This window comes from Actinoplanes sandaracinus (genome assembly GCF_030009775.1).
In the GTDB taxonomy this organism is placed as follows: Bacteria; Actinomycetota; Actinomycetes; order Mycobacteriales; family Micromonosporaceae; genus Actinoplanes; species Actinoplanes sandaracinus.
Genome location: NZ_JASCTH010000002.1, coordinates 42,784 through 61,700, shown reverse-complemented (window position 1 = coordinate 61,700; position 18,917 = coordinate 42,784). Strand labels below are relative to the sequence as shown.

Genomic DNA, 18,917 nt, shown 5'->3' with positions numbered 1-18,917 from the left:
CCATGGCAGGCCGTACTCCTCCGGCGGGCCGGAGCCGCGCCGCGTCCACCACCCGTGGCGCGGCGGTGAACCGTGCCCGTCAACCGGCACGTAAGGCCACGGGCAAGGCGGCCGCGCGCAAACCCGCCGCGAAACGCCCCGCCGTCCGGAAACAGTCGACGGTAGGCCCGAGCATGGCCCGTGGTGTCGGCGCGCTCTGGATGGGTCTGGCCGGCAGCGTCGGCTGGCTCGCCCGCGGCGCCGGCCGGCAGGCCGCCAGCGCGCGGTCCATCGGGCCCGAGCACCGCCGCGACGGCGCCGGCCTGTTCCTGCTCGGCATCGCCATCCTGATCGCCGTCGCGGTCTGGGCGGGCGGCGCGGGCCCGGTCGGCGTGTGGCTGGCCGACATGGTGCGCCTCTTCCTCGGCAGCCTCGCGGTGCTGTTGCCGCTGCTGCTCTTCTACGGCTCGATCCGGCTGATGCGCGAGCCCGTCGACCCGGAACACCGTGGACGGTCCCTGGTCGGCTGGACCGCGATCATCGTGGCCACCGCCGCGCTGCTGCACATCTCCGGCCCGGAAGCCGCGAACCCCGCGGTGGACGAGGCCGGCGGGCTGCTCGGCTACGGGATCGGCGGGTTGCTGGAGCAGGCGGTGAGCGCCTGGGTGGCCGTACCGCTGCTGGTGCTGCTCTTCGTCTTCGGTCTTCTGGTGGCCACGGCGACGCCGATCGCCAAGGTCCCGGAGCGGGTGGCGCTGCTGGTCGACCTGGTCTCCGGGCGTGCGGGCCGGCACACCACGCGGCCCCCGCTGGCCGGCGAGACCGGTGACGAGGGCGACGGCGAGAGCGAGGAGGGGGAGGCGGCGAAGCCGCGTCGCCCGGCCCGGCGCCGGCAGGCCGCGCTGGCCGAGCCCGCCCCGCTCGGTCAGGAACCGCCGGACGACTTCGACGAGGAACTGATCCTGCACGACACGGTGGCTCTGCCGAAGCTGCCGAAGACCCGCAAGAAGCCTCCACCGCCGGAGCACTCGCCGCTGCCGCCCACCCGCGCCGAGCAGTTGGAGATCTCGGCGGTCAAGGGCGACTACCGGCTGCCGCCGCCGAACCTGCTCGCCACCGGCGCCCCGGCGAAAGCCCGCAGCCGCGCCAACGACGAGATCATGGCCGCGCTGACCGGGGTGTTCGAGCAGTTCAACGTCGACGCGCTGGTCACCGGCTTCACCCGCGGCCCGACGGTCACCCGCTACGAGGTGGAGATCGGGCCGGGCACCAAGGTCGAGCGGATCACCCAGCTCTCCCGCAACATCGCCTATGCGGTGAAGTCGCCGGACGTGCGCATCCTCAGCCCGATCCCGGGCAAGAGCGCGGTCGGTGTGGAGATCCCGAACACCGACCCGGAGAACGTGGCGCTGGGTGACGTGCTGCGCTCCCGGGCCGCCACCGGCGACCACCACCCGATGATCGTCGCGCTCGGCAAGGACATCGAGGGCGGGTTCGTCGTGGCCAATCTGGCCAAGATGCCGCACATCCTGATCGCCGGCGCCACCGGCGCCGGCAAGAGCTCCTGCCTCAACTCACTGCTGGTCTCGCTGCTGACCAGGGCGACCCCCGATGAGGTACGACTACTGCTGGTCGACCCGAAGCGGGTGGAGATGACGGCCTACGAGGGGATCCCGCACCTCGTCTCGCCGATCATCACGAACCCGAAGAAGGCCGCGGACGCCCTGGAATGGGTGGTCCGCGAGATGGACATGCGGTACGACGACCTCGCCGCCAACGGGGTGCGCCACATCGACGACTTCAACCGCAAGGTCCGCAGCGGCGAGATCACTCCGCCGCCGGGCAGCGAGCGGGAGATGAAGCCGTACCCGTACCTCCTGGTGATCATCGACGAGCTCGCCGACCTGATGATGGTCGCGCCGCGCGACGTGGAGGACTCGGTCGTCCGGATCACCCAGCTGGCCCGGGCCGCCGGCATCCACCTGGTGCTGGCGACCCAGCGCCCGTCGGTCGACGTGGTCACCGGCCTGATCAAGGCGAACGTGCCGTCCCGTCTCGCCTTCGCCACCAGTTCGCTGGCCGACTCCCGGGTCATCCTGGACCAGCCGGGCGCGGAGAAGCTGCTCGGCCGTGGTGACGGTCTCTTCCTGCCGATGGGCGCCTCGAAGCCGGTGCGCATCCAGGGCGCCTGGGTCGAGGAGAAGGAGATCGCGGCGGTCGTCAAGTTCTGCAAGGACCAGCGCGAGCCGGAGTTCCGCCCGGACGTGACCGAGGCGCCGCCGAGCAAGAAGAAGGACATCGACGAGGACATCGGCGACGACCTTCAGCTGCTGATCCAGGCCATCGAGCTGGTCGTGACCAGCCAGTTCGGCTCGACGTCGATGCTCCAGCGCAAGCTGCGGGTGGGTTTCGCCAAGGCCGGCCGCCTGATGGACCTGATGGAGACCCGGGGCATCGTCGGGCCCTCCGAGGGCTCGAAGGCGCGCGACGTGCTGGTCAAGCCGGACGAGTTGGAGGAGTCGCTGGCCGCCCTGCGGGTGGACGGCTAGGCGTCGGCCGGCACCGGCGCCGGGAACGGCTGGCGGAAGGTGAACGCCCTCGGCCCGGGGCCGTGCGCACCGAGCAGGGCGAGCCGCTGCAGGCCCTCGGTGATGTGCGGGATGTGGCCCGCCTCGACCCACCACAGCACCATGGCCGAGCCGCCGGGGACGAACCAGTCACGGCGGCGGCGCAGGTAGTCGAGGTGGGTGGAGTGGTAGACGTAGTCGCGCAGCCGCTCCAGCGACTCCCAGACCGACATCGTGACGATCATGTCGTCAGGTTTCGGGCCGGGCAGGGTGGACGGGTCGACGTCCTCCTCCCGGAGCCGCCAGACGAAGCCGGGGGAGCGGTCGGCCAGCTCGTTCATCAGATCGACGCCGGTCACGAAATCGGCGTTCGACGGGTCTTCCAGCGGGGCTCGGAGGCGGGCGACGTTCATCTGGGCCAGGTGGAAGTTCATGCCTCTCACTTCACCAGTCCCGCATTCTAAAGTCAATCGGATTTGTTTTTAGATACCGTCACGCAGCACCGGCCGGGCGCGGCGTCCATCCGGGCGCACCACTCGCCGGCCAGCCCGGCGCCCTCCAGCAGGCCGGTGAGCATCGCCAGGTTCATGCCGCAGATCAGCGGCGGAAACTCCTCGGCGAGCCGGTGGTACGGGCAGTTCCGCAGCTCGATCCGCCCGTCCTCGTGGGTCACGGGCGCGTAACCGTGGCCGGCGAGCAGAGCGGTGACATCCGGTTCCGGTCCGGTCTGCCGGCCGTGAGCCTCGGCCACCCGGTAGAGGGTCTCCTCGCCCCCGGTGCGCTCCAGGGCCTCGGCGAGCAACTCGGCGGCATTGCGGTAGGCGCGCGGCGGCACGCTCACCGCGTGCTCGGCCGCGGCGAGCCGGTACAGCTTCGCCGGGCGCCCGGCGCCCGGCCCGGTCTTTCCGGAGCGGCGTGCGTACGAGACCTCCAGCAGCCCCGCCGCCACCAGTTTGTCCAGGTGGAACGCGGCCAGGGTGCGGCCCACGCCGAGGGCGTCGGCCACCTCGTCCCGCCCGAGCGTCCCGGGCGCCGCCTCGGCCACCGCCCGGTAGGCCGACCGCCGCACCCCGTCGGTGAGCGCCGCGACCGCGTCGAGATCGTCCAGGTGTTCCGGAGTCGTCACCCGCCAATCGTATTGCCAACCGCCTTTGGCGGTAGAGGGGTGACGTCGGGGAGGGCGCGGGATGGCGCCGCCGATTCCCTCGCCGTGTCCTCCACGGTGCGCGAGGGCTCGCCGGAGGCGGTGCGCGAGGGTTCGCCGGAGGCGGAGTGTGGCGGTTCGCCGGAGGTGGTGCGCGGCGGCTCGCCGGAGTTTTCGAAGGGGCCGTCCAGGACGTCGCGGGCGAGCGTGTAGCCGATGGCAATCAGGGCGGCCAGCATCAGCGCGGCCAGCACCTTCAGATTCAGATAGTCGCCCGAACGGCCGAACAGGTACCACTGATACGAGCCGAGCGAGGCCGCCTGCACCAGCAGTGGCACGAACCAGAGCCGGGGGCGGTAGAAGGCCAGGATCAGGGTGGTCACGTCGGCCAGGAAGAAGTACCGGTCGTGCATGCCGGGCAGCCCGAACGGGATCAGGATGGAGAAGAGCGCGGCCAGGGTCACGATCCGGGTCGGGTCCAGCCGGATCCGGCGGGCGAGCACCGCCAGGAAGACGCCGAGCACCAGCGCCGCGGTGAGGACGTACCCCAGCGTCCGGAGCGTGTCGAGCCGCTTGGTGCCCCCCATGAAGGCATAGATCGTCGGGGCGCCCCAGGTGAGGAACCGGATGATCCCGGACTGCCGGTCGAGGCTGTAGATGGTGAACAGTTCCACCGGATTCCGCCCGAGCAGCAGCGCCGGCAGCGACAGCACCAGCCAGACCACCGGCACCGCCAGGAGAACCCTGGCCTTGATCCGTCCCGCCAGCACCAGCAGGCCGACCAGCGCGAAGATGAAGATGCCGTGCGGCTTGAAGGCCAGCGAGAGGGTGCAGAGCGTGACCCCCCACCAGGCGCGCCCACGGGCCAGCATCCAGACGCCGCCGACCGCGAACGAGGCCCACATGGAGTCGATCTGGCCCCAGACCGACGCGTTGAGGACCACGGTGGGCAGCATGATCATGATGAGCGCCGCGAAGATCCCCGTCCGGCGGCCGCGGTGCATCTCCACGAGCCGGTAGGTGAAATAGGCGAGCAGGAGGTCGAACGTGGCGTAGACCACCTTGATGCCGATGAGCAGCGACCCGGGGAGCAACGACGCGAGGTACAGCAGGTACATGTACGGCGCGTTGTAGTTGCCGATCTCGGCCCCCAGACCACGCCAGCCGCCGGCCTGCTGCAGCTTGGCGTGCCACCGGAAGAAGATCTCCATGTCGCCGGTCACTTCGGTCCGGCCGACGTAGCGCGCCACGAACGCCACCGCCAGCAGGGACACGACCAGGAACAGCTCCGCGCGCCCGCGTGGATCCCGAAGGTTAGGCATGGAGTGGCACGATATCGACTCGGCACCCACGATTCATCCCTGTGCGGGAAAACGGGACGTGACAGAGTCCGGCCGTGCGGGGGAAGGGATGCCACCGGCCGCCCGGTAACCTTGGCGGGTGTCTGGAACTCCTCCCACCCGCCGCGTCGCCCTGCTGACCCTGGGCTGCGCCCGCAACGAGGTCGACTCGGAAGAGCTGGCCGCCCGTCTCGACGCCGGTGGCTGGGAGGTCGGCACCGACGCCGAGGGCGCTGACGTCGTCGTGGTCAACACCTGCGGTTTCGTCGAGAAGGCCAAGCAGGACTCGATCGACACCCTGCTGGCCGCCGCCGACACCGGCGCCAAGGTGGTGGCCGCCGGCTGCATGGCCGAGCGTTACGGCAAGGAGCTCGCCGACAACCTCCCCGAGGCGAACGCGGTGATCGGCTTCGACGACTACACCGACATCGCCGAGCGCCTGGACGGCGTGCTGCGCGGCGAGAGCTTCGACTCGCACACCCCGCGTGACCGGCGCGAGCTGCTGCCGATCACCCCGGTCCAGCGGCACACCGCCAAGGTGGTCGTCCCCGGTCACGCCACCGTCGACGAGCACACCCCGGCCCACCTGCGCACCGTGCTGCGCCGCCGGCTCGACACCGGCCCGGTGGCCTCCCTCAAACTGGCCAGCGGCTGTGACCGCCGGTGCGCGTTCTGTGCGATCCCGGCCTTCCGTGGCGCCTTCGTCTCCCGCGACCCGCAGGAGCTGCTCGCCGAGGCCGAGTGGCTGGCCAAGACCGGCGTCCGCGAGCTGGTGCTGGTCAGCGAGAACAGCACGTCCTACGGCAAGGACCTGGGCGACCCGCGCCTGCTGGAGAAACTGCTGCCGCAGCTGGCGGCCGTCGACGGCATCGTCCGGGTCCGGGCCAGCTACCTCCAGCCCGCCGAGACCCGGCCCGGCCTGGTCGAGGCGATCGCCACCACGCCCGGCGTGGCCGCCTACTTCGACCTGTCCTTCCAGCACTCCAGCGAGCCCGTGCTGCGCCGGATGCGGCGGTTCGGCTCCACCGACCGCTTCCTGGAGCTGCTCGAGTCGGCCCGCAAGCTGGCGCCCTGGGCCGGCGCCCGGAGTAACTTCATCGTCGGTTTCCCCGGCGAGACCAAGCAGGACGTGGACGAGCTGGTCCGCTTCCTCACCGAGGCGCGCCTCGACGCCATCGGCGTCTTCGACTACAGCGACGAGGACGGCACCGAGGCCGCCGGCCTCACCGGCAAGGTCAGCGAGACCACCATCAAGCGGCGGTACGACCGGGTCGTCGCCCTCGCCGAGGAACTCTGCGCTCAGCGTGCCGAAGACCGGATCGGCAACACCGTCGAGGTGCTGGTCGACACGGTCGACGGCGACGAGATCGAGGGCCGGGCCGAGCACCAGGCTCCCGAAGTCGACGGCTCCACCACCCTGGTCTCCGGGGACGCCGGCGTGGACCTCGCCGCGCTGCGTCCCGGCGACCTCGTCCGCGCTCGTGTCACCGGCACCGAGGGCGTGGACCTGATCGCGGTACCGGTGGAGATGATCTCGGCCGCGCCGGTGATCCGGTGACCCACGAGCCGGCTCCGGTGCCCGCGCCACGCGTGGTGTCGCTGTACAACGCGGCCAACGCGCTGACCGTGATCCGGATCGTGCTCGTCCCCGTTTTCCTGGCCATCGTCGTCGTCTCCGAGATGAACGACCCGGACTGGCGGATCGCGGCCTGCCTGGCCTTCTGCATCGCCTCGGCGACCGACTTCGCGGACGGCTGGATCGCCCGCAGGTGGTCGCTGGTCACCTCGTTCGGCAAGGTCGCCGACCCGATCGCGGACAAGGCGCTGACCGGCACCGCGCTGGTGCTGTTGTCGGCGTACGGGCCGCTGGCCTGGTGGGTGACCGCCGCCATCCTGGTCCGCGAGTGGGGTGTGACCGCCCTGCGGTTCTGGGTCATCCGGTACGGCATCATCCCCGCGTCGCGGGGTGGCAAGCTCAAGACCGGGTTGCAGACCGTCGCGATCGCCTGGTACCTCTGGCCCGTCCCGGAACCGTTCCACCTGGTCGGGGTCGTGCTGATGGGCGGCGCGCTGGTGGTCACCGTGGTCACCGGCGCCGACTACGTGCTTCAGGCGCTGCGGCTGCGGCGGGGGGCCCGCGACCCGGGTAACGGCTAGACGCTGGAGGAACCGATGGAGATGTCCGTGGCGGCCGCCGCTGCGGTGCACGCCCTTGTCGAGCGCCGCGAGACGCTGGCGACCGCGGAGTCGCTCACCGGAGGCCTGGTGGCCGCGACGATCGTGGAGATCGCGGGGGTGAGCAGTGTTTTCCGGGGTGGGTTCGTGGTCTACGCCACCGAGCTCAAGGCCCGGCTCGCCGGCGTACCGGAAGAGCTGTTGAAGGAGCGCGGCCCGGTCGACCGTGACGTCGCGGCGGCGCTCGCCGAAGGCGCCCGGGAGCGCTGCGGCGCGGACTGGGGCCTGGCCACCACCGGTGTCGCCGGCCCGGAAACGCAGGACGGCAAGCCGGTCGGGCTGGTCTATGTCGCGGTCGCGGGCGGCGCCGGTTCGCAGGTGCGCGAGTTGAAACTGGACGGAAACCGCGAGGCCGTCCGCACCGAAAGTGTGACGGCCGTCCTGCAATTGCTGACCGACTCTCTACGCGCTCAGCCGGCCCGTCTCTGAGCTGGGAATACTTCCGGTCATGCGCTGGTTGTCCGGTTCGGCCGGGGGGCGGGCGCGCTGGGAATTCGGCGGGGCGGGATGTCGGCGCGGCTCGGGCCAGGTACGGTTGCGGGAAGCCTCCGGCGTATGCCGGCGGCCCCGCCGCAGGAGGAGGTGCCATGGTCCTGCTACGCCGCGTTATCGGCGACGCACTACGTGCGCGCCGGCAGGGGCAGCACCGCACGCTGCGCGAGGTGTCGACCGCCGCCAACGTCAGCCTGGGATATCTGTCCGAGATCGAGCGTGGCCAGAAAGAGGCGTCCAGCGAGCTGCTCGCCGCCATCTGCGACGCGCTCGGCGCACGGCTCTCCGAGTTGCTCAGTGAGGTCAGCAACACGCTCGCGCTCGCGGAGAACATGGAGGGCGTGCTCGTCCCCCTCGAGGAGCAGGCGACCTCCGACGGGGATGTCTCCGTCTCGGTGCGCCAGGAGTCGCCGCTGAAGGCGACGCTGCACGCCACCCGTAAACCGAAGCGGGACATCGTCTACGCCGCCTGATCATGAAGACACTCGACCGGGCCGTTCCCTTGGGACGGTCCGGCCTGTTGCGTGTCTCGTTTCGGCCGCTCGCATCGGCCGCTCCTGAGGGCGTAGCCTCGAAGCCAGGGGAGACCCTGAGATCCCCCGGAGGACACGTGACGCCGCTGGCGTCCGGCTGTCACGATGGGTTTCGCGTTATCCGCAGATCCAGCGGTGACGCGTCCGACGGAGCGACATTTGAGGGGACACCACGAGATGGCGAATCCGTTCGTCAAGGGCTGGCACTACGTGATGGCGCTCTTCGGCGCGAAGATCGACGAATACGCCGACCCGAAGGTCCAGATCCAGCAGGCCATCGAAGACGCCCAGCGTCAACATCAGGCGCTCGTCCAGCAGGCGGCGGCAGTCATCGGCAACCAGCGGCAGCTCGAGATGAAGCTGTCCCGGCAGATGTCCGATGTCGAAAAGCTTCAGGGCATGGCCCGCCAAGCCCTGGTGCTCGCCGACCGGGCCCGGGCCGCCGGTGATGAGGCCGAGGCCCAGAAATACGAGTCGACCGCGCAGACCCTGGCCACCCAGCTGGTCTCCGGCGAGCAGTCGATGGAGGACCTGAAGACCCTCCACGACCAGGCGCTCGGCGCCGCGGGCCAGGCCCGCAAGGCGGTCGAGAACAACGCGATGGTGCTGCAGCAGCGCATCGCCGAGCGGTCGCGCCTGCTCAGCCAGCTGGAACAGGCCAAGATGCAGGAGACCGTGGCCAAGTCGCTGGAGTCGATGTCGCAGCTCGCCGCTCCGGGCAACACGCCGTCGCTCGACCAGGTGCGCGACAAGATCGAGCAGCGTTATGCGAACGCCATGGGCCGCGCCGAACTGGCCTCCAACTCGGTCGAGGGCCGCATGCTGGAAGTGCAGAAGTCCAGCCTGGATCTGGCCGGGTCGTCACGGCTGGAGCAGATCCGGGCCAGCATGGCCGGCGAGAAGCTGGGCGGCGCGGCGGACCGGCCCGCGGTCGAGCAGCCCGCCACCCCGTCCGCCGACCCGGCGAGCGTCGCCCGGCTCGACGAGATCCGGGCCAGCCTGAACCAGAAGCGCGGCGACACCTCCGCGGCCGGCTGACCGGCGCGGGCGGACAGGGGGAGGGGGAGCGACGGTGGACGAGCGGGCCAAGTACTTCCGGCGGCTCAAGCGGCTGCGGGGAGCGGCGCGGCGGTGGAGTGTGCTGGGTGGCGGCCTGACCGCGGCCGCGGCCGTCCTCACGCCGTACATGGGAATCGGTCCCGGTGACGCCGGCTGGGCGGCCGGCGCCGGAGCATCGGCCGTGCTCGCCTGGTGGCGCTGGAAAGATCACCGGGAACTCGCCGCCACCCCGGCACCCCCGCCCGCCCTCCCGGAGGACAAGTTCAGCGCGGCACTGGAGCGGTTCCCCGCCGGGCGCACGGTCCTGCGGGAGGTCCGCCGTCAGCGCAACCGTTACGCGCTGCGCGGCTCCGCCGTCGCCGACACGTGGGACCGGCTCGACCGGGCCTCACAGACCATGGCCGGGCTGGCCGGGCGCCTCACCGGAGCCGGCGAGACGGCGCTGCTGGAAGCGGCGACCGCCGAGCAGTGGCTGCGTGATCTCGGGCAGCGGGTGGCGAGCGTCGAGCGGGCCATCCCGCTGGCGCAGGCCGTGCAGCAGGGCTCGCTGGCCGAGTCGCATGCCGGGCTTGCCGAGCAGTTCGGTGAGGGCGTCACCGCGTACGAGGAACTCGTCGCCGCGGCGGCGAGCTTCGTGGCCGAAGACGGGCATCCGGTCGTCGAGACCCGTCATCCGGCCTATTTCGGCCTGGTCGACGCCGCCGACCGCCTCCGCGGCATCGCCGAAGGACTGGCCGAGCTGCGGACCACCGAGATCCGGACACCACCGGGCTCCCGGCCCGCCGCCACGAGCTGATCCACCTGTCGCGCCGCGTCGGGCCGGTCACCGCTCGGGCTGGCAGCGCGGGCACCAGTAAGTGACACGGTCGTCCTGCTCCGCTTTGCGGATCGCGGTGCCGCACCGGCGGCACGGCTGGGCGCGCCGACCGTAGACATAGCTCGTCTCGCCCTTGCGTAACGAACCCGTGGTGGTCTGGGTCCAGCGGCCACGGTTGGAGGCGACGAGCTTCTGCGCCATCTCCACGGTGCCGATGAGGTCCGGCACGTCCGCGACCGGGGTCCACGGCCAGAGGCCCCGCAGAAACAGCGTCTCGGCCTTGTAGAGGTTGCCGACCCCGGCGAGATTCCGCTGATCGAGCAGAGCCTCGGCGATGGACGCCGACGGTTTCGCGGAGATCCGGCGGACCGCCTCGGCCGGATCCCAGTCGGCGCCCAGCAGATCCGGCCCGAGATGGCCGACCAGCGTCTCCTCCTCGCCAGCCGGGACCAGCGTGATCTCGTGCAGGTGGTAACCGACGGCGACGGAGCGGGCGGTCCGCAGTACCACCCGGATCAGGTGGGCGGGCCGGCCGGTCCAGCGTTCGCCCGGCGCGTAGGCCCGCCAGGCGCCGTCCATCCGCAGATGCGAGTGCAGAGTGTGCGCGGGGCGGCCGTCACGGGTGAGGCGCAGCAGTAGATGCTTGCCGCGGCTGGCCGACTCGGCGACCGTCCAGCCGGTCAGGTCGGTGGTGGCCAGGCGGGGGACGCGGAAGTCGGAGCCGGTCAGGATCTCGCCGGTGAGGGCCTTCTCCAGGACCCGGGCGGTGTTCCAGACGGTGTCCCCTTCCGGCATGCCCTCATTCTTCCCGTTGTGGGCCGCGGAAAACCGGCTGTGCCCCACCCGGTTGTCTCCCGCGGGCGGCTACATTCGGCAGCCGCGGAATCGACTGTCTTCCGTCGGGCGTCTCCCACGGGCCGCGGCTGCCGTTCGCAGGCTGGGGAAAATCGGGTGACCGGGACCGGGCCGGCTGACATCCTGCCCGCATGGATCTGGACATCGCCCCTATCGGCGACCGCGTGGAGCTCTTCGAGGAACTCGACGGAGGCTGGCCCGAATTCATGACGAAAGACCCGACCGGTGGCTTCTTCTACCGCTACTACGACCGGTTCTGGCCCGAGTTCTCACTGCTGGCAGTCGATCGGAAGACCGGGCGGGCGGTGGCCAAGGCGCATTCCGTGCCGTTGGCCTACGACGGCGACCCCGCAGCCGGGCTGCCTGAGGGCGGGTGGGACTGGGCGATCCGCACCGCCGCCCACGACCATCTCTCCGGCACCAAACCGACCATGGTCTCCGCCCTGGAGATCAACATCCGGTCCGATCTGCGCGGAGCCGGCCTTTCCGGCCGGATGCTCGCGGCGATGCGCGAGAACGCGGGCCGACACGGTTTCACCGACCTCGTCGCGCCGGTCCGGCCCAGCGGCAAACCCGCCCACATCAGAGAGCCCATCGATGGGTACGCCCACGCCACCCGCCCCGACGGACTGCCCGTCGACCCTTGGCTGCGCGTGCACGTGCGGGCCGGGGCCAGGATCGTGAACGTCGCGCACTACAGCATGACCTACGCCGGCACGCTGGAGCAGTGGCGTTCGTGGACAGGTCTGCCGTTCGACCGGAGCGGGCCGGTGGAGGTGCCCGGCGCGCTGTCCCCGGTGCACTGCGACGTGGACCAGGACCACGCGGTCTACGTCGAGCCCAACGTCTGGGTTCACCACCGCATCTGACGGCCACCTGTTGAGCGGTGGGCGCCTATTGCCGGTGCTGCTTTCTGAGCCGGTGCTGCTTCGGACTTTTCTGAGCCGTGCCGCTTCGGAATGGTGCCGCCTTGAACGGTGCCAGCTTTGGTGTTGCCACCTTCCGAGCGCTGCGGCTTACAGGTCGTGGCCTTCCGAGCGTTGCGGCTTGCAGCGTCGTGGCCTTCCGGGCGCTGGGCTTGCAGCACCGTGGCCTTCCGAGCGCTGCGGCTCCAGCGTCGCTGCCCTCCGCGCGCGGCTTGCGGCGCCGCCGCCTTCGCGGCGTGCGCTCGCGGTCGTGCGTGCGTGCGCTGGAGGGCCGAGCGGGTGGGTCAGCGGGCGGCGATCCGGACGATGTCTCCGGGGATGACCGAGAGCAGGACCACCGCGCGGCCGTTGTTGACGGCGATCGCCACGCGGTCGGCCGAGTCGGCGAAGACCAGCAGTTCGCCCACGTTGACGTCGGCGAACGTGGTGCCACGCCGGGCCCGCACCCCACCGTTGACCATCAGCTCGGTACCGAGCCCGGACAGGGCCGACCCTTCGGCCGCCAGCTGCACGTTGCCGAACCGGTCGACGGTGAGCACCTCGGCCTCGAGCCAGCCGTCCCCGACGGTGACGACCGGGTTCGGGAGGCGGGTCAGGCCGTCCGGGTCGACCGCCGGGCCGGCCTGCTCGGGAGCCGCCCCGGCCGCCAGCCGGGCCGCCGCCGGGGCGAACACGTCCCGCCCGTGGAACGTCCGGGAGACATCACCGAGCACCCAGTCACTGTTGATGAGCTCGTGGGCCGCGTTGATTCCGCCGAGCGCCTCGGCGGCCCAGATCAGCAGGCCGTTGTCGGGCCCGACCAGAAGTCCACTCGGTGTGGTGAGCACGACGCCGCGGCGGGCCGTGCCGACGCCCGGGTCGACCACCGCCAGGTGCACCGAGGCCGGCAGGTGCGGCGCGGTCTGCGCCAGAACCGCCGCTCCCCGGTTGACATCAGCCGGCGGCACATGATGAGTGACGTCGATCACTTTGATGTCGGGCGCGATCTTCGCGATCGAGCCGTGGCAGGCGGCTACGAAGCCGTCGAAAGTGCCGTAATCAGTGGTGAAGCTGATCCATCCATAACCGGCCATGGTGGCCAACGTTACTGCCTGTTGTTGCTCGATGTGGGACGGGCGCGCCGGGACGTCGTGGCAGGGTTGATCCATGCGTCTCGTGATCTTCACCGAACCCCAGCAGGGTGCCAGCCACGACGATCTCCTGCGGGTCGCCAAGGCCGCCGAGGACGGCGGATTCGACGGGTTCTTCCGCTCCGACCACTACCTCAAGATGGGCGACGGGTCCGGGCTGCCCGGTCCCAGCGACGCGTGGATCACGCTCGCCGCGCTGGCCGTGCAGACGTCCCGGATCCGGCTCGGCACGCTGGTCAGCTCGGCCACCTTCCGGCTGCCCGGCCCGCTGGCGATCGCCGTCGCCCAGGTCGACGCGATGAGCGGCGGCCGGGTCGAGTTCGGCCTCGGCGGCGGCTGGTTCGACAGTGAACACGCCGCCTACGGCATCCCGTTCCCGCCGGTCGGCGAGCGGTTCGACCGTCTCGAGGAGCAGCTGGAGATCATCACTGGTCTCTGGGAGACCCCGGAGGGATCCACCTACGACTTCGACGGCAAGCACTACCAGCTCAGCGACTCGCCCGCCCTGCCCAAGCCGGTCCAGTCGCCGCGCCCGCCGGTCATCATCGGCGGCCGCGGCAAGAAGCGCACCCCCTACCTGGCGGCCCGCTACGCCACCGAGTTCAACGTCCCCTTCTCCAGCATCGAGGACATTCCCGCCCATTACGACCGGGTCCGCGCCGCCTCCGACGCCCTCGGCCGCACCGAGCCGCCGTCCTTCTCCGCCGCCGCGGTCCTCTGCGTCGGCCGTGACGACGCAGAGATCGCCCGCCGAGCCGCCGTGATCGGCCGCGAGTCCGGCGAGATGCGCGCGAACGGCGGCGTCGTGGGCACCCCCGCCGAAGCCGTGGACACCATCCGCCGCTACGCCGAGGCCGGCGCCTCCCGCCTGTTCCTGCAGGTGCTGGACCTGTCCGATCTCGACCACATCGACCTGGTCGCCTCCGAGGTCGCGCCCCAGTTGTAGCCGGTCCTCCACTCGCTCCCGGCCGCTCATCGCCGCCCGCTGGAGTGGCCGCCCCTGGACACGCGCCGTTCCAGCGTCGGTCGTTCCAGCGTCGGCCGTTCTAACGCTGGCCGTTCCAAGGCTGGCCGTTGCAGGCCTGGCCAGTCGGCGGCCCCTCCAGCGGTGGCCCGCCGTCGGCGGCACGCGGACGAGTGGCGAGCGGAGCGGAGGGTGTGGTCACGCTCGGAGGCGGAGGCCTCGCGGTGTCGTGCGGAAGCCGGCGGCGGTCAGCGCGTCCCGCAGCGGCGACGCGTGCACGGACTCCCCGTCGGCGCGTTCCACCGACATCGGGCCCAGAGCCCCGGACCGGACCGCCCCCGCCAAGCCGTGTGCCGCCTGGCCGAGCAGGTCGGTGTCGTCCACGAACGACAGCAGCGTCCGGCCGCCGCGTTCGACATAGATCACCAGGTCGCCGCCGGCCAGCACCACCAGGGCGCCGGCTTTGCGGCCCGCCCGGTGGCCGGCCTTGACGGTTGTCTCTCCGTCGCCGCTGTCCACGATCCGGTCGGGCCAGGGCAGCGCTGCCCCGTAGGGGTTGGCGGGGTCCGTCGCGGCCAGTACCACCGCCTGTGCGCCACCCCGCCGATCCTGCTCGGCCGGTTCGCTGAGGGCCCGGAGCCGGTCCACCGCGCCCGGCACCGCGAACTGCGCCGCCCCGAGGCCCTCGACGAAGTATCCGCGCCGCGCCGCACCGCGTTCCTCCAGTGCCGCCAGCACCGGATAGACCGCCGCGAACCCGCCGGTCACTCCCTCGGCCATGGCCGCGCCCCGGGTCACCACGCCGTGCCGCTCCAGCAGCAGGTCGGCGACCGCCGCCGCACGCCGGGTCGGGTCGAGGTCGCGCTCGGGCAGCCGCGACCAGCGGCCGGCCATGTTCGGCGGCCCGCCACGGGCGGGGAGCTGTGGTCGGCCCGGCCGCCTGTACCGCGTGCGGGCGGGGGCGGCTTTCGCCTTGTGCGCGCCGCTGCCGCCGAGCAGTGCCCGGAGCGGGGCGAACGTGTCATTGGTCAGATGCCCGGCCCACACCAGATCCCACACGGCGGCGGAGAGCGCGCTGTCGTCGGTCGAGCCGACCCGGTCGGCCAGCGACCGGAAGAACAACGCCTGCCCGTCGTCGAGAGCGGCGAGGACCGCCTGGTGCAGCGGGGTCGTCGCGAGTTCGTCGTCGGGCGGGGGCAGCAGCAGCGGCGCGCTGTCCGCATAGGCCAGCGTCACCCAGCCGTCGCCGCCGGAGATCGAGCCGGATCCGGCCCACAGCACTTCCCCGGCCGCGCACAGCTCGTCGAGTTGGGGTGCCGCGTAGTCGGCCACCCGCGCCGGCAGCACCAGCCGCTCCCACGCCGACGCCGGCACCGCCACACCCTGCACCTGCTCGATCGCCGCGGCGAGCGCGTCCACCCCGCGGGCGTTGCCGCCCACCTGCTGCCACCGGGGCAGGAAGGCGGCGAGCACCCGGGGTGGCACCGGCTCGATCTCCCGGCGCAGCGCGGCCAGCGAGCGCCGGCGCAGCATGCGCAGCACCTCGGCGTCGCACCACTCGGTCCCGGCGCCGCCCGGGGAGAACTCGCCGGAGGTGGCCCGGCCGGTCGCGCTGAGCCGTTTGAGTGCCTGCTCCACGACGAAGACACCGAGGCCGAACCGGGCCGCGCACGTCGCCGCGGCGAACGGGCCGTGCGTGCGCGCATATCGCGCGACCAGGTCACCGAGTGGGTCGGCGACCGGTTCGAGATAAGCCTCCGGAATGCCGACCGGCAGCGCCACTCCCAGGGCGTCCCGGTAACGCCCGGCGTCGTCGATGCCGATCCACCGGTTCTCCCCGGCGATCCGCACCCGGATCGCCCGCCGCGCCGACGCGAGCCCTTCCACCCACTCCTCCGGCACGCCCCGCACCGCCAGCTCGGCCGGAGACAGGTCGCCGAGCAGCCGGAGCAGCTCGGCCGCGTCCTCGGCGTCGCGCGGGGTGCGCTGGGCGGTGAGCCACTGGAGCTGCGTCTCGGTCTCCGCCATGACTTCGGGGTCGAGGAGTTCCCGCAGGTCGACTCGGCCGAGCAGCTCACCGAGCAGGGTCGAGTCGAGGGTCAGTGCGGCGGCCCGGCGCTCGGCCAGCGGGGCATCACCCTCGTAGAGGAAGGCGCCCACGTAACCGAAGAGCAGTGACCGGGCGAACGGCGACGGCCGTGCCGTCTCCGCCTCGACCAGCCGGACCTTGCGGCCGGAGATCTCCCGCATCAGGCCCACCAGGCCCGGCACGTCGAACACGTCCTGCAGGCACTCGCGGGCGGCCTCCAGGGTCACCGGGAAATCGGCGAACTCGCGGGCCACGTCGAGGAGCTGCGCCGACCGCTGCCGCTGCTGCCAGAGCGGCTGGCGGCGGCGCGGGTCACGGCGGGGCAGCAGCAACGACCGGGCGGCGCACTCCCGGAACCGGGACGCGAACAGTGCGGACGTGCCGACCGACTCCTCGACCAGCTGGACGATCTCCTCCGGGTCGAAAGTGATCAGCTCGGCGCCGGGTGGCTCGTCGGCGGTGTCCGGCAGGCGCACCACGATGCCGTCGTCGGAGGGCATCACCTGACCGTCCACCCCGAACCGTTCGCTGAGCCGCCGGGCGATCGCCAGCGCCCACGGCGCGTTGACCTTCGCACCCAGCACACAGTGCACGGTCATCCGCCAGTCGCCGAGCTCGTCGCGGAAACGCTCCACCACGACGGTCCGGTCGTCGGGGAGATATCTGGTCGACTCCCGCTGCTCGCGCACGTAGGCCATCAGGTTGCCGGCGGCCCACTCGTCCAGGCCGGACTCCCGCAGCGCGGTGGTGGCGGCCTCGTCGCCGGCTTTCGCCAGCCCGCGCAACCGGGCGCCGATCGCGCGGCCCAGCTCGATCGGACGGCCCGGCGAGTCGCCTTTCCAGAACGGCATCCGGGCCGGGGCGCCCGGGGCGGGGGAGACCAGAACCCGGTCCGGGGTGATGTCCTCGATCCGCCATGACGTCGACCCGAGGAGGAAGACGTCGCCGACGCGGGACTCGTAGACCATCTCCTCGTCGAGCTCACCGACCCGTGAGACGCGCTCCGAACCGGCGAGGAACACCCCGAAGGCGCCTCGGTCAGGAATCGTGCCGCCACTGGTCACGGCGAGGCGCTGGGCGCCGGGACGGCCGGTGAGCTGGTCGGTCGTCCGGTCCCAGACCAGGCGGGGACGCAACTCGGCGAACGCGGTCGACGGGTAGCGGCCGGAGAGCATGTCGAGCACGGCGTGCAGCGCCGACGCCGGCAGCTCGGCGAACGGCGCGGCCCGGCGCACCAGCGCGGCCAGGTCGTCGACCTGCCACTCGTCCAGCGCGACCATCGCGACGATCTGCTGGGCCAGCACGTCGAGCGGGTTGCGCGGATAACGCAGCTCCTCGATCGCGCCATTGCTCATCCGCTCCGCCACCACGGCGCAGGAGAGCAGGTCACCGCGGTGTTTCGGGAAGACCACCCCGCGGGAGACCGCGCCCACCTGATGCCCGGCCCGGCCGATGCGCTGCAGGCCCGCCGCGACCGACGGCGGCGCCTCGATCTGCACCACCAGGTCGACCGCGCCCATGTCGATGCCCAGCTCCAGGCTCGAGGTCGCGACCACCGCCGGGAGCAGCCCGGATTTCAGGGCCTCCTCGATCTGCTTGCGCTCCTCACGGGAGACACTGCCGTGGTGGGCGCGGGCCACGACCGGCGGCGCGCCCCGGGTGCCACCGGCCTGCGCCATGATCTCCGCGGGCATCCGGGAGCCGGCGGGGGCCTGGGCGAGCTCGGGGTCGGCGCGCTCGGCCGCGAGCTCGTTGATGCGGGCGCAGAGTCGCTCCGACCCGCGCCGCGAGTTGGTGAACACGATCGTCGACCGGTGGGCCTCGATCAGGTCGAGGACCCGCTCCTCGACGGCGGGCCAGATCGACGGCGTGCGTCGGCCGGCCCCGGGGTCGTCCTGATCGCGGTCGGGCACCTCGTCGAGACGGGTCATGTCCTCCACCGGGACCGTGACCGTCACCTCGATCGTCTTGGCGCTGCGCGGCTGGACGATCTCGACGTCCTGTGCGCCGCCGAGGAACCGGGCGGTCTCGTCGATCGGCCGCACCGTCGCCGACAGGCCGACCCGCTGGGCGGGACGCTCCAGCAGCGCGTCCAGCCGCTCCAGGGAGAGTGCCAGATGCGCGCCCCGCTTGGTCGCCGCGACCGCGTGCACCTCGTCGAGGATCACCGTCTGGACACCGCGCAACGAGTCCCGCGCCGCCGAGGTCAGCAGCAGGAACAGCGACTCCGGCGTGGTGATCAGGATGTCCGGTGGGGTGCGGGCGAAACCACGCCGCTCCTCGGCCGGGGTGTCGCCGGTGCGCATGCCGACGGTGATGTCGGGCGGTGGCAGGCCCAACCGCCCGGCCGCCTGCCGGATGCCGGTCAGCGGCGCCCGCAGGTTGCGCTCCACGTCGACCGCCAGTGCCTTGAGCGGACTCACATAGAGCACCCGGCATCGCTGCCGGGCCTGCTCGGGCACCGGCTCACGGGCCAGCCGGTCGAGCGACCAGAGGAAGGCCGCCAGCGTCTTGCCGGACCCGGTCGGCGCGACCACCAGGGCATGACGCCCGGCGCCGATCGCCCGCCACGCCCCGGCCTGAGCGGCGGTGGGCGCGGCGAAGGCAGCCGTGAACCACGCCCGCGTGGCCGGACCGAACTTCTCAAGCACCTCTCGCACGCCTCACATCCTGCCTTGGAGGTGTGACAGAAACCGGGGCGCCGGAGAGCCCTCGGCCCAAGATTTTCCGGTTCGGCCAGGCATCCCCTGGTCAGGTCCATCAGCGGTACGCCCGAGGCGCCGCTCC

15 protein-coding genes are annotated in these 18,917 nt (G+C 71.9%); 9 read left to right on the top strand and 6 right to left on the bottom strand.

The window, feature by feature from the left end; translation table 11 throughout:
- The first annotated feature begins 2 nt into the window (after positions 1-2).
- Entirely contained in the window at positions 3-2,528 is a 2,526-nt protein-coding gene (locus tag QLQ12_RS02925; RefSeq protein ID WP_282756956.1) for a DNA translocase FtsK, read from the top strand.
- On the opposite strand, the gene QLQ12_RS02920 is transcribed toward QLQ12_RS02925, so the two are convergent.
- From QLQ12_RS02920 to QLQ12_RS02910, 3 genes are read right to left on the bottom strand one after another with little or no spacing between them, the layout of a single operon-like run.
- A complete protein-coding gene (locus QLQ12_RS02920) occupies positions 2,525-2,980 on the bottom strand; it encodes a DUF3291 domain-containing protein (protein ID WP_282756955.1) in 456 nt (151 codons plus the stop codon). The two genes, QLQ12_RS02925 and QLQ12_RS02920, sit on opposite strands and share 4 nt — an antisense overlap.
- A gap of 32 nt (positions 2,981-3,012) precedes the next feature.
- Positions 3,013-3,672, bottom strand: coding sequence for a helix-turn-helix transcriptional regulator (locus tag QLQ12_RS02915; protein ID WP_282756954.1), 660 nt, complete (start codon positions 3,670-3,672; stop codon positions 3,013-3,015).
- Positions 3,669-5,012: a glycosyltransferase 87 family protein gene (locus QLQ12_RS02910; protein ID WP_282756953.1), complete on the bottom strand. Its 1,344-nt coding sequence runs from the start codon at positions 5,010-5,012 to the stop codon at positions 3,669-3,671. The genes QLQ12_RS02915 and QLQ12_RS02910 overlap by 4 nt, the downstream gene beginning before the upstream one ends.
- 118 nt (positions 5,013-5,130) lie before the next feature.
- Between QLQ12_RS02910 and rimO the strand changes: the two genes are divergently transcribed.
- From rimO to pspM, 6 genes are all read left to right on the top strand, one after another.
- Positions 5,131-6,588: a 30S ribosomal protein S12 methylthiotransferase RimO gene (gene rimO, locus QLQ12_RS02905; protein ID WP_282756952.1), complete on the top strand. Its 1,458-nt coding sequence runs from the start codon at positions 5,131-5,133 to the stop codon at positions 6,586-6,588.
- A complete protein-coding gene (gene pgsA, locus QLQ12_RS02900; RefSeq protein ID WP_282756951.1) occupies positions 6,585-7,187 on the top strand; it encodes a CDP-diacylglycerol--glycerol-3-phosphate 3-phosphatidyltransferase in 603 nt (200 codons plus the stop codon). The genes rimO and pgsA overlap by 4 nt, the downstream gene beginning before the upstream one ends.
- 15 nt (positions 7,188-7,202) lie before the next feature.
- Entirely contained in the window at positions 7,203-7,694 is a 492-nt protein-coding gene (locus tag QLQ12_RS02895; protein ID WP_282756950.1) for a CinA family protein, read from the top strand.
- A gap of 158 nt (positions 7,695-7,852) precedes the next feature.
- The gene (locus QLQ12_RS02890; RefSeq protein WP_282756949.1) at positions 7,853-8,230 is read left to right on the top strand and encodes a helix-turn-helix domain-containing protein; all 378 of its coding nucleotides are present in this window, start codon (positions 7,853-7,855) and stop codon (positions 8,228-8,230) included.
- Positions 8,231-8,467: 237 nt separating this feature from the next.
- Positions 8,468-9,328, top strand: a complete 861-nt coding sequence (locus QLQ12_RS02885; protein WP_282756948.1) for a PspA/IM30 family protein — start codon at positions 8,468-8,470, stop codon at positions 9,326-9,328.
- Between the two features lie 34 nt (positions 9,329-9,362).
- Positions 9,363-10,145 carry a phage shock envelope stress response protein PspM gene (gene pspM / locus QLQ12_RS02880; protein ID WP_282756947.1) on the top strand — a complete coding sequence of 261 codons (783 nt, stop codon included), beginning with the start codon at positions 9,363-9,365 and terminating at the stop codon, positions 10,143-10,145.
- A gap of 27 nt (positions 10,146-10,172) precedes the next feature.
- Here the strand turns inward: pspM and QLQ12_RS02875 are convergent, their stop codons facing one another.
- Complete coding sequence (locus tag QLQ12_RS02875) at positions 10,173-10,961, bottom strand: DNA-formamidopyrimidine glycosylase family protein (RefSeq protein WP_282756946.1); 789 nt, start codon at positions 10,959-10,961, stop codon at positions 10,173-10,175.
- A gap of 191 nt (positions 10,962-11,152) precedes the next feature.
- Here QLQ12_RS02875 and QLQ12_RS02870 point away from each other — a divergent pair, with 191 nt between their 5' ends.
- Positions 11,153-11,890, top strand: coding sequence for an N-acetyltransferase (locus tag QLQ12_RS02870; protein WP_282756945.1), 738 nt, complete (start codon positions 11,153-11,155; stop codon positions 11,888-11,890).
- A 341-nt stretch (positions 11,891-12,231) separates the two neighbouring features.
- Here the strand turns inward: QLQ12_RS02870 and QLQ12_RS02865 are convergent, their stop codons facing one another.
- Positions 12,232-13,020, bottom strand: a complete 789-nt coding sequence (locus tag QLQ12_RS02865; RefSeq protein WP_282756944.1) for an SAM hydrolase/SAM-dependent halogenase family protein — start codon at positions 13,018-13,020, stop codon at positions 12,232-12,234.
- A 73-nt stretch (positions 13,021-13,093) separates the two neighbouring features.
- Here QLQ12_RS02865 and QLQ12_RS02860 point away from each other — a divergent pair, with 73 nt between their 5' ends.
- Positions 13,094-14,023 carry an LLM class F420-dependent oxidoreductase gene (locus tag QLQ12_RS02860; protein WP_282756943.1) on the top strand — a complete coding sequence of 310 codons (930 nt, stop codon included), beginning with the start codon at positions 13,094-13,096 and terminating at the stop codon, positions 14,021-14,023.
- Positions 14,024-14,239: 216 nt separating this feature from the next.
- Here the strand turns inward: QLQ12_RS02860 and QLQ12_RS02855 are convergent, their stop codons facing one another.
- Positions 14,240-18,790 (bottom strand): ATP-dependent helicase, encoded by a 4,551-nt coding sequence (locus QLQ12_RS02855; protein ID WP_456049079.1) that lies wholly within the window; start codon positions 18,788-18,790, stop codon positions 14,240-14,242.
- Positions 18,791-18,917: the final 127 nt, after the last annotated feature.

Bases quoted from the DNA above. Each gene is read 5' to 3' on its own strand.
- QLQ12_RS02910 (WP_282756953.1), bottom strand. From the start codon at position 5,012: ATGCCTAACCTTCGGGATCCACGCGGGCGCGCGGAGCTGTTCCTGGTC.
- QLQ12_RS02860 (WP_282756943.1), top strand. From the start codon at position 13,094: ATGCGTCTCGTGATCTTCACCGAACCCCAGCAGGGTGCCAGCCACGAC.
- QLQ12_RS02870 (WP_282756945.1), top strand. From the start codon at position 11,153: ATGGATCTGGACATCGCCCCTATCGGCGACCGCGTGGAGCTCTTCGAG.
- QLQ12_RS02925 (WP_282756956.1), top strand. From the start codon at position 3: ATGGCAGGCCGTACTCCTCCGGCGGGCCGGAGCCGCGCCGCGTCCACC.
- QLQ12_RS02865 (WP_282756944.1), bottom strand. From the start codon at position 13,020: ATGGCCGGTTATGGATGGATCAGCTTCACCACTGATTACGGCACTTTC.
- QLQ12_RS02895 (WP_282756950.1), top strand. From the start codon at position 7,203: ATGGAGATGTCCGTGGCGGCCGCCGCTGCGGTGCACGCCCTTGTCGAG.
- QLQ12_RS02920 (WP_282756955.1), bottom strand. From the start codon at position 2,980: ATGAACTTCCACCTGGCCCAGATGAACGTCGCCCGCCTCCGAGCCCCG.
- QLQ12_RS02875 (WP_282756946.1), bottom strand. From the start codon at position 10,961: ATGCCGGAAGGGGACACCGTCTGGAACACCGCCCGGGTCCTGGAGAAG.
- QLQ12_RS02890 (WP_282756949.1), top strand. From the start codon at position 7,853: ATGGTCCTGCTACGCCGCGTTATCGGCGACGCACTACGTGCGCGCCGG.
- QLQ12_RS02885 (WP_282756948.1), top strand. From the start codon at position 8,468: ATGGCGAATCCGTTCGTCAAGGGCTGGCACTACGTGATGGCGCTCTTC.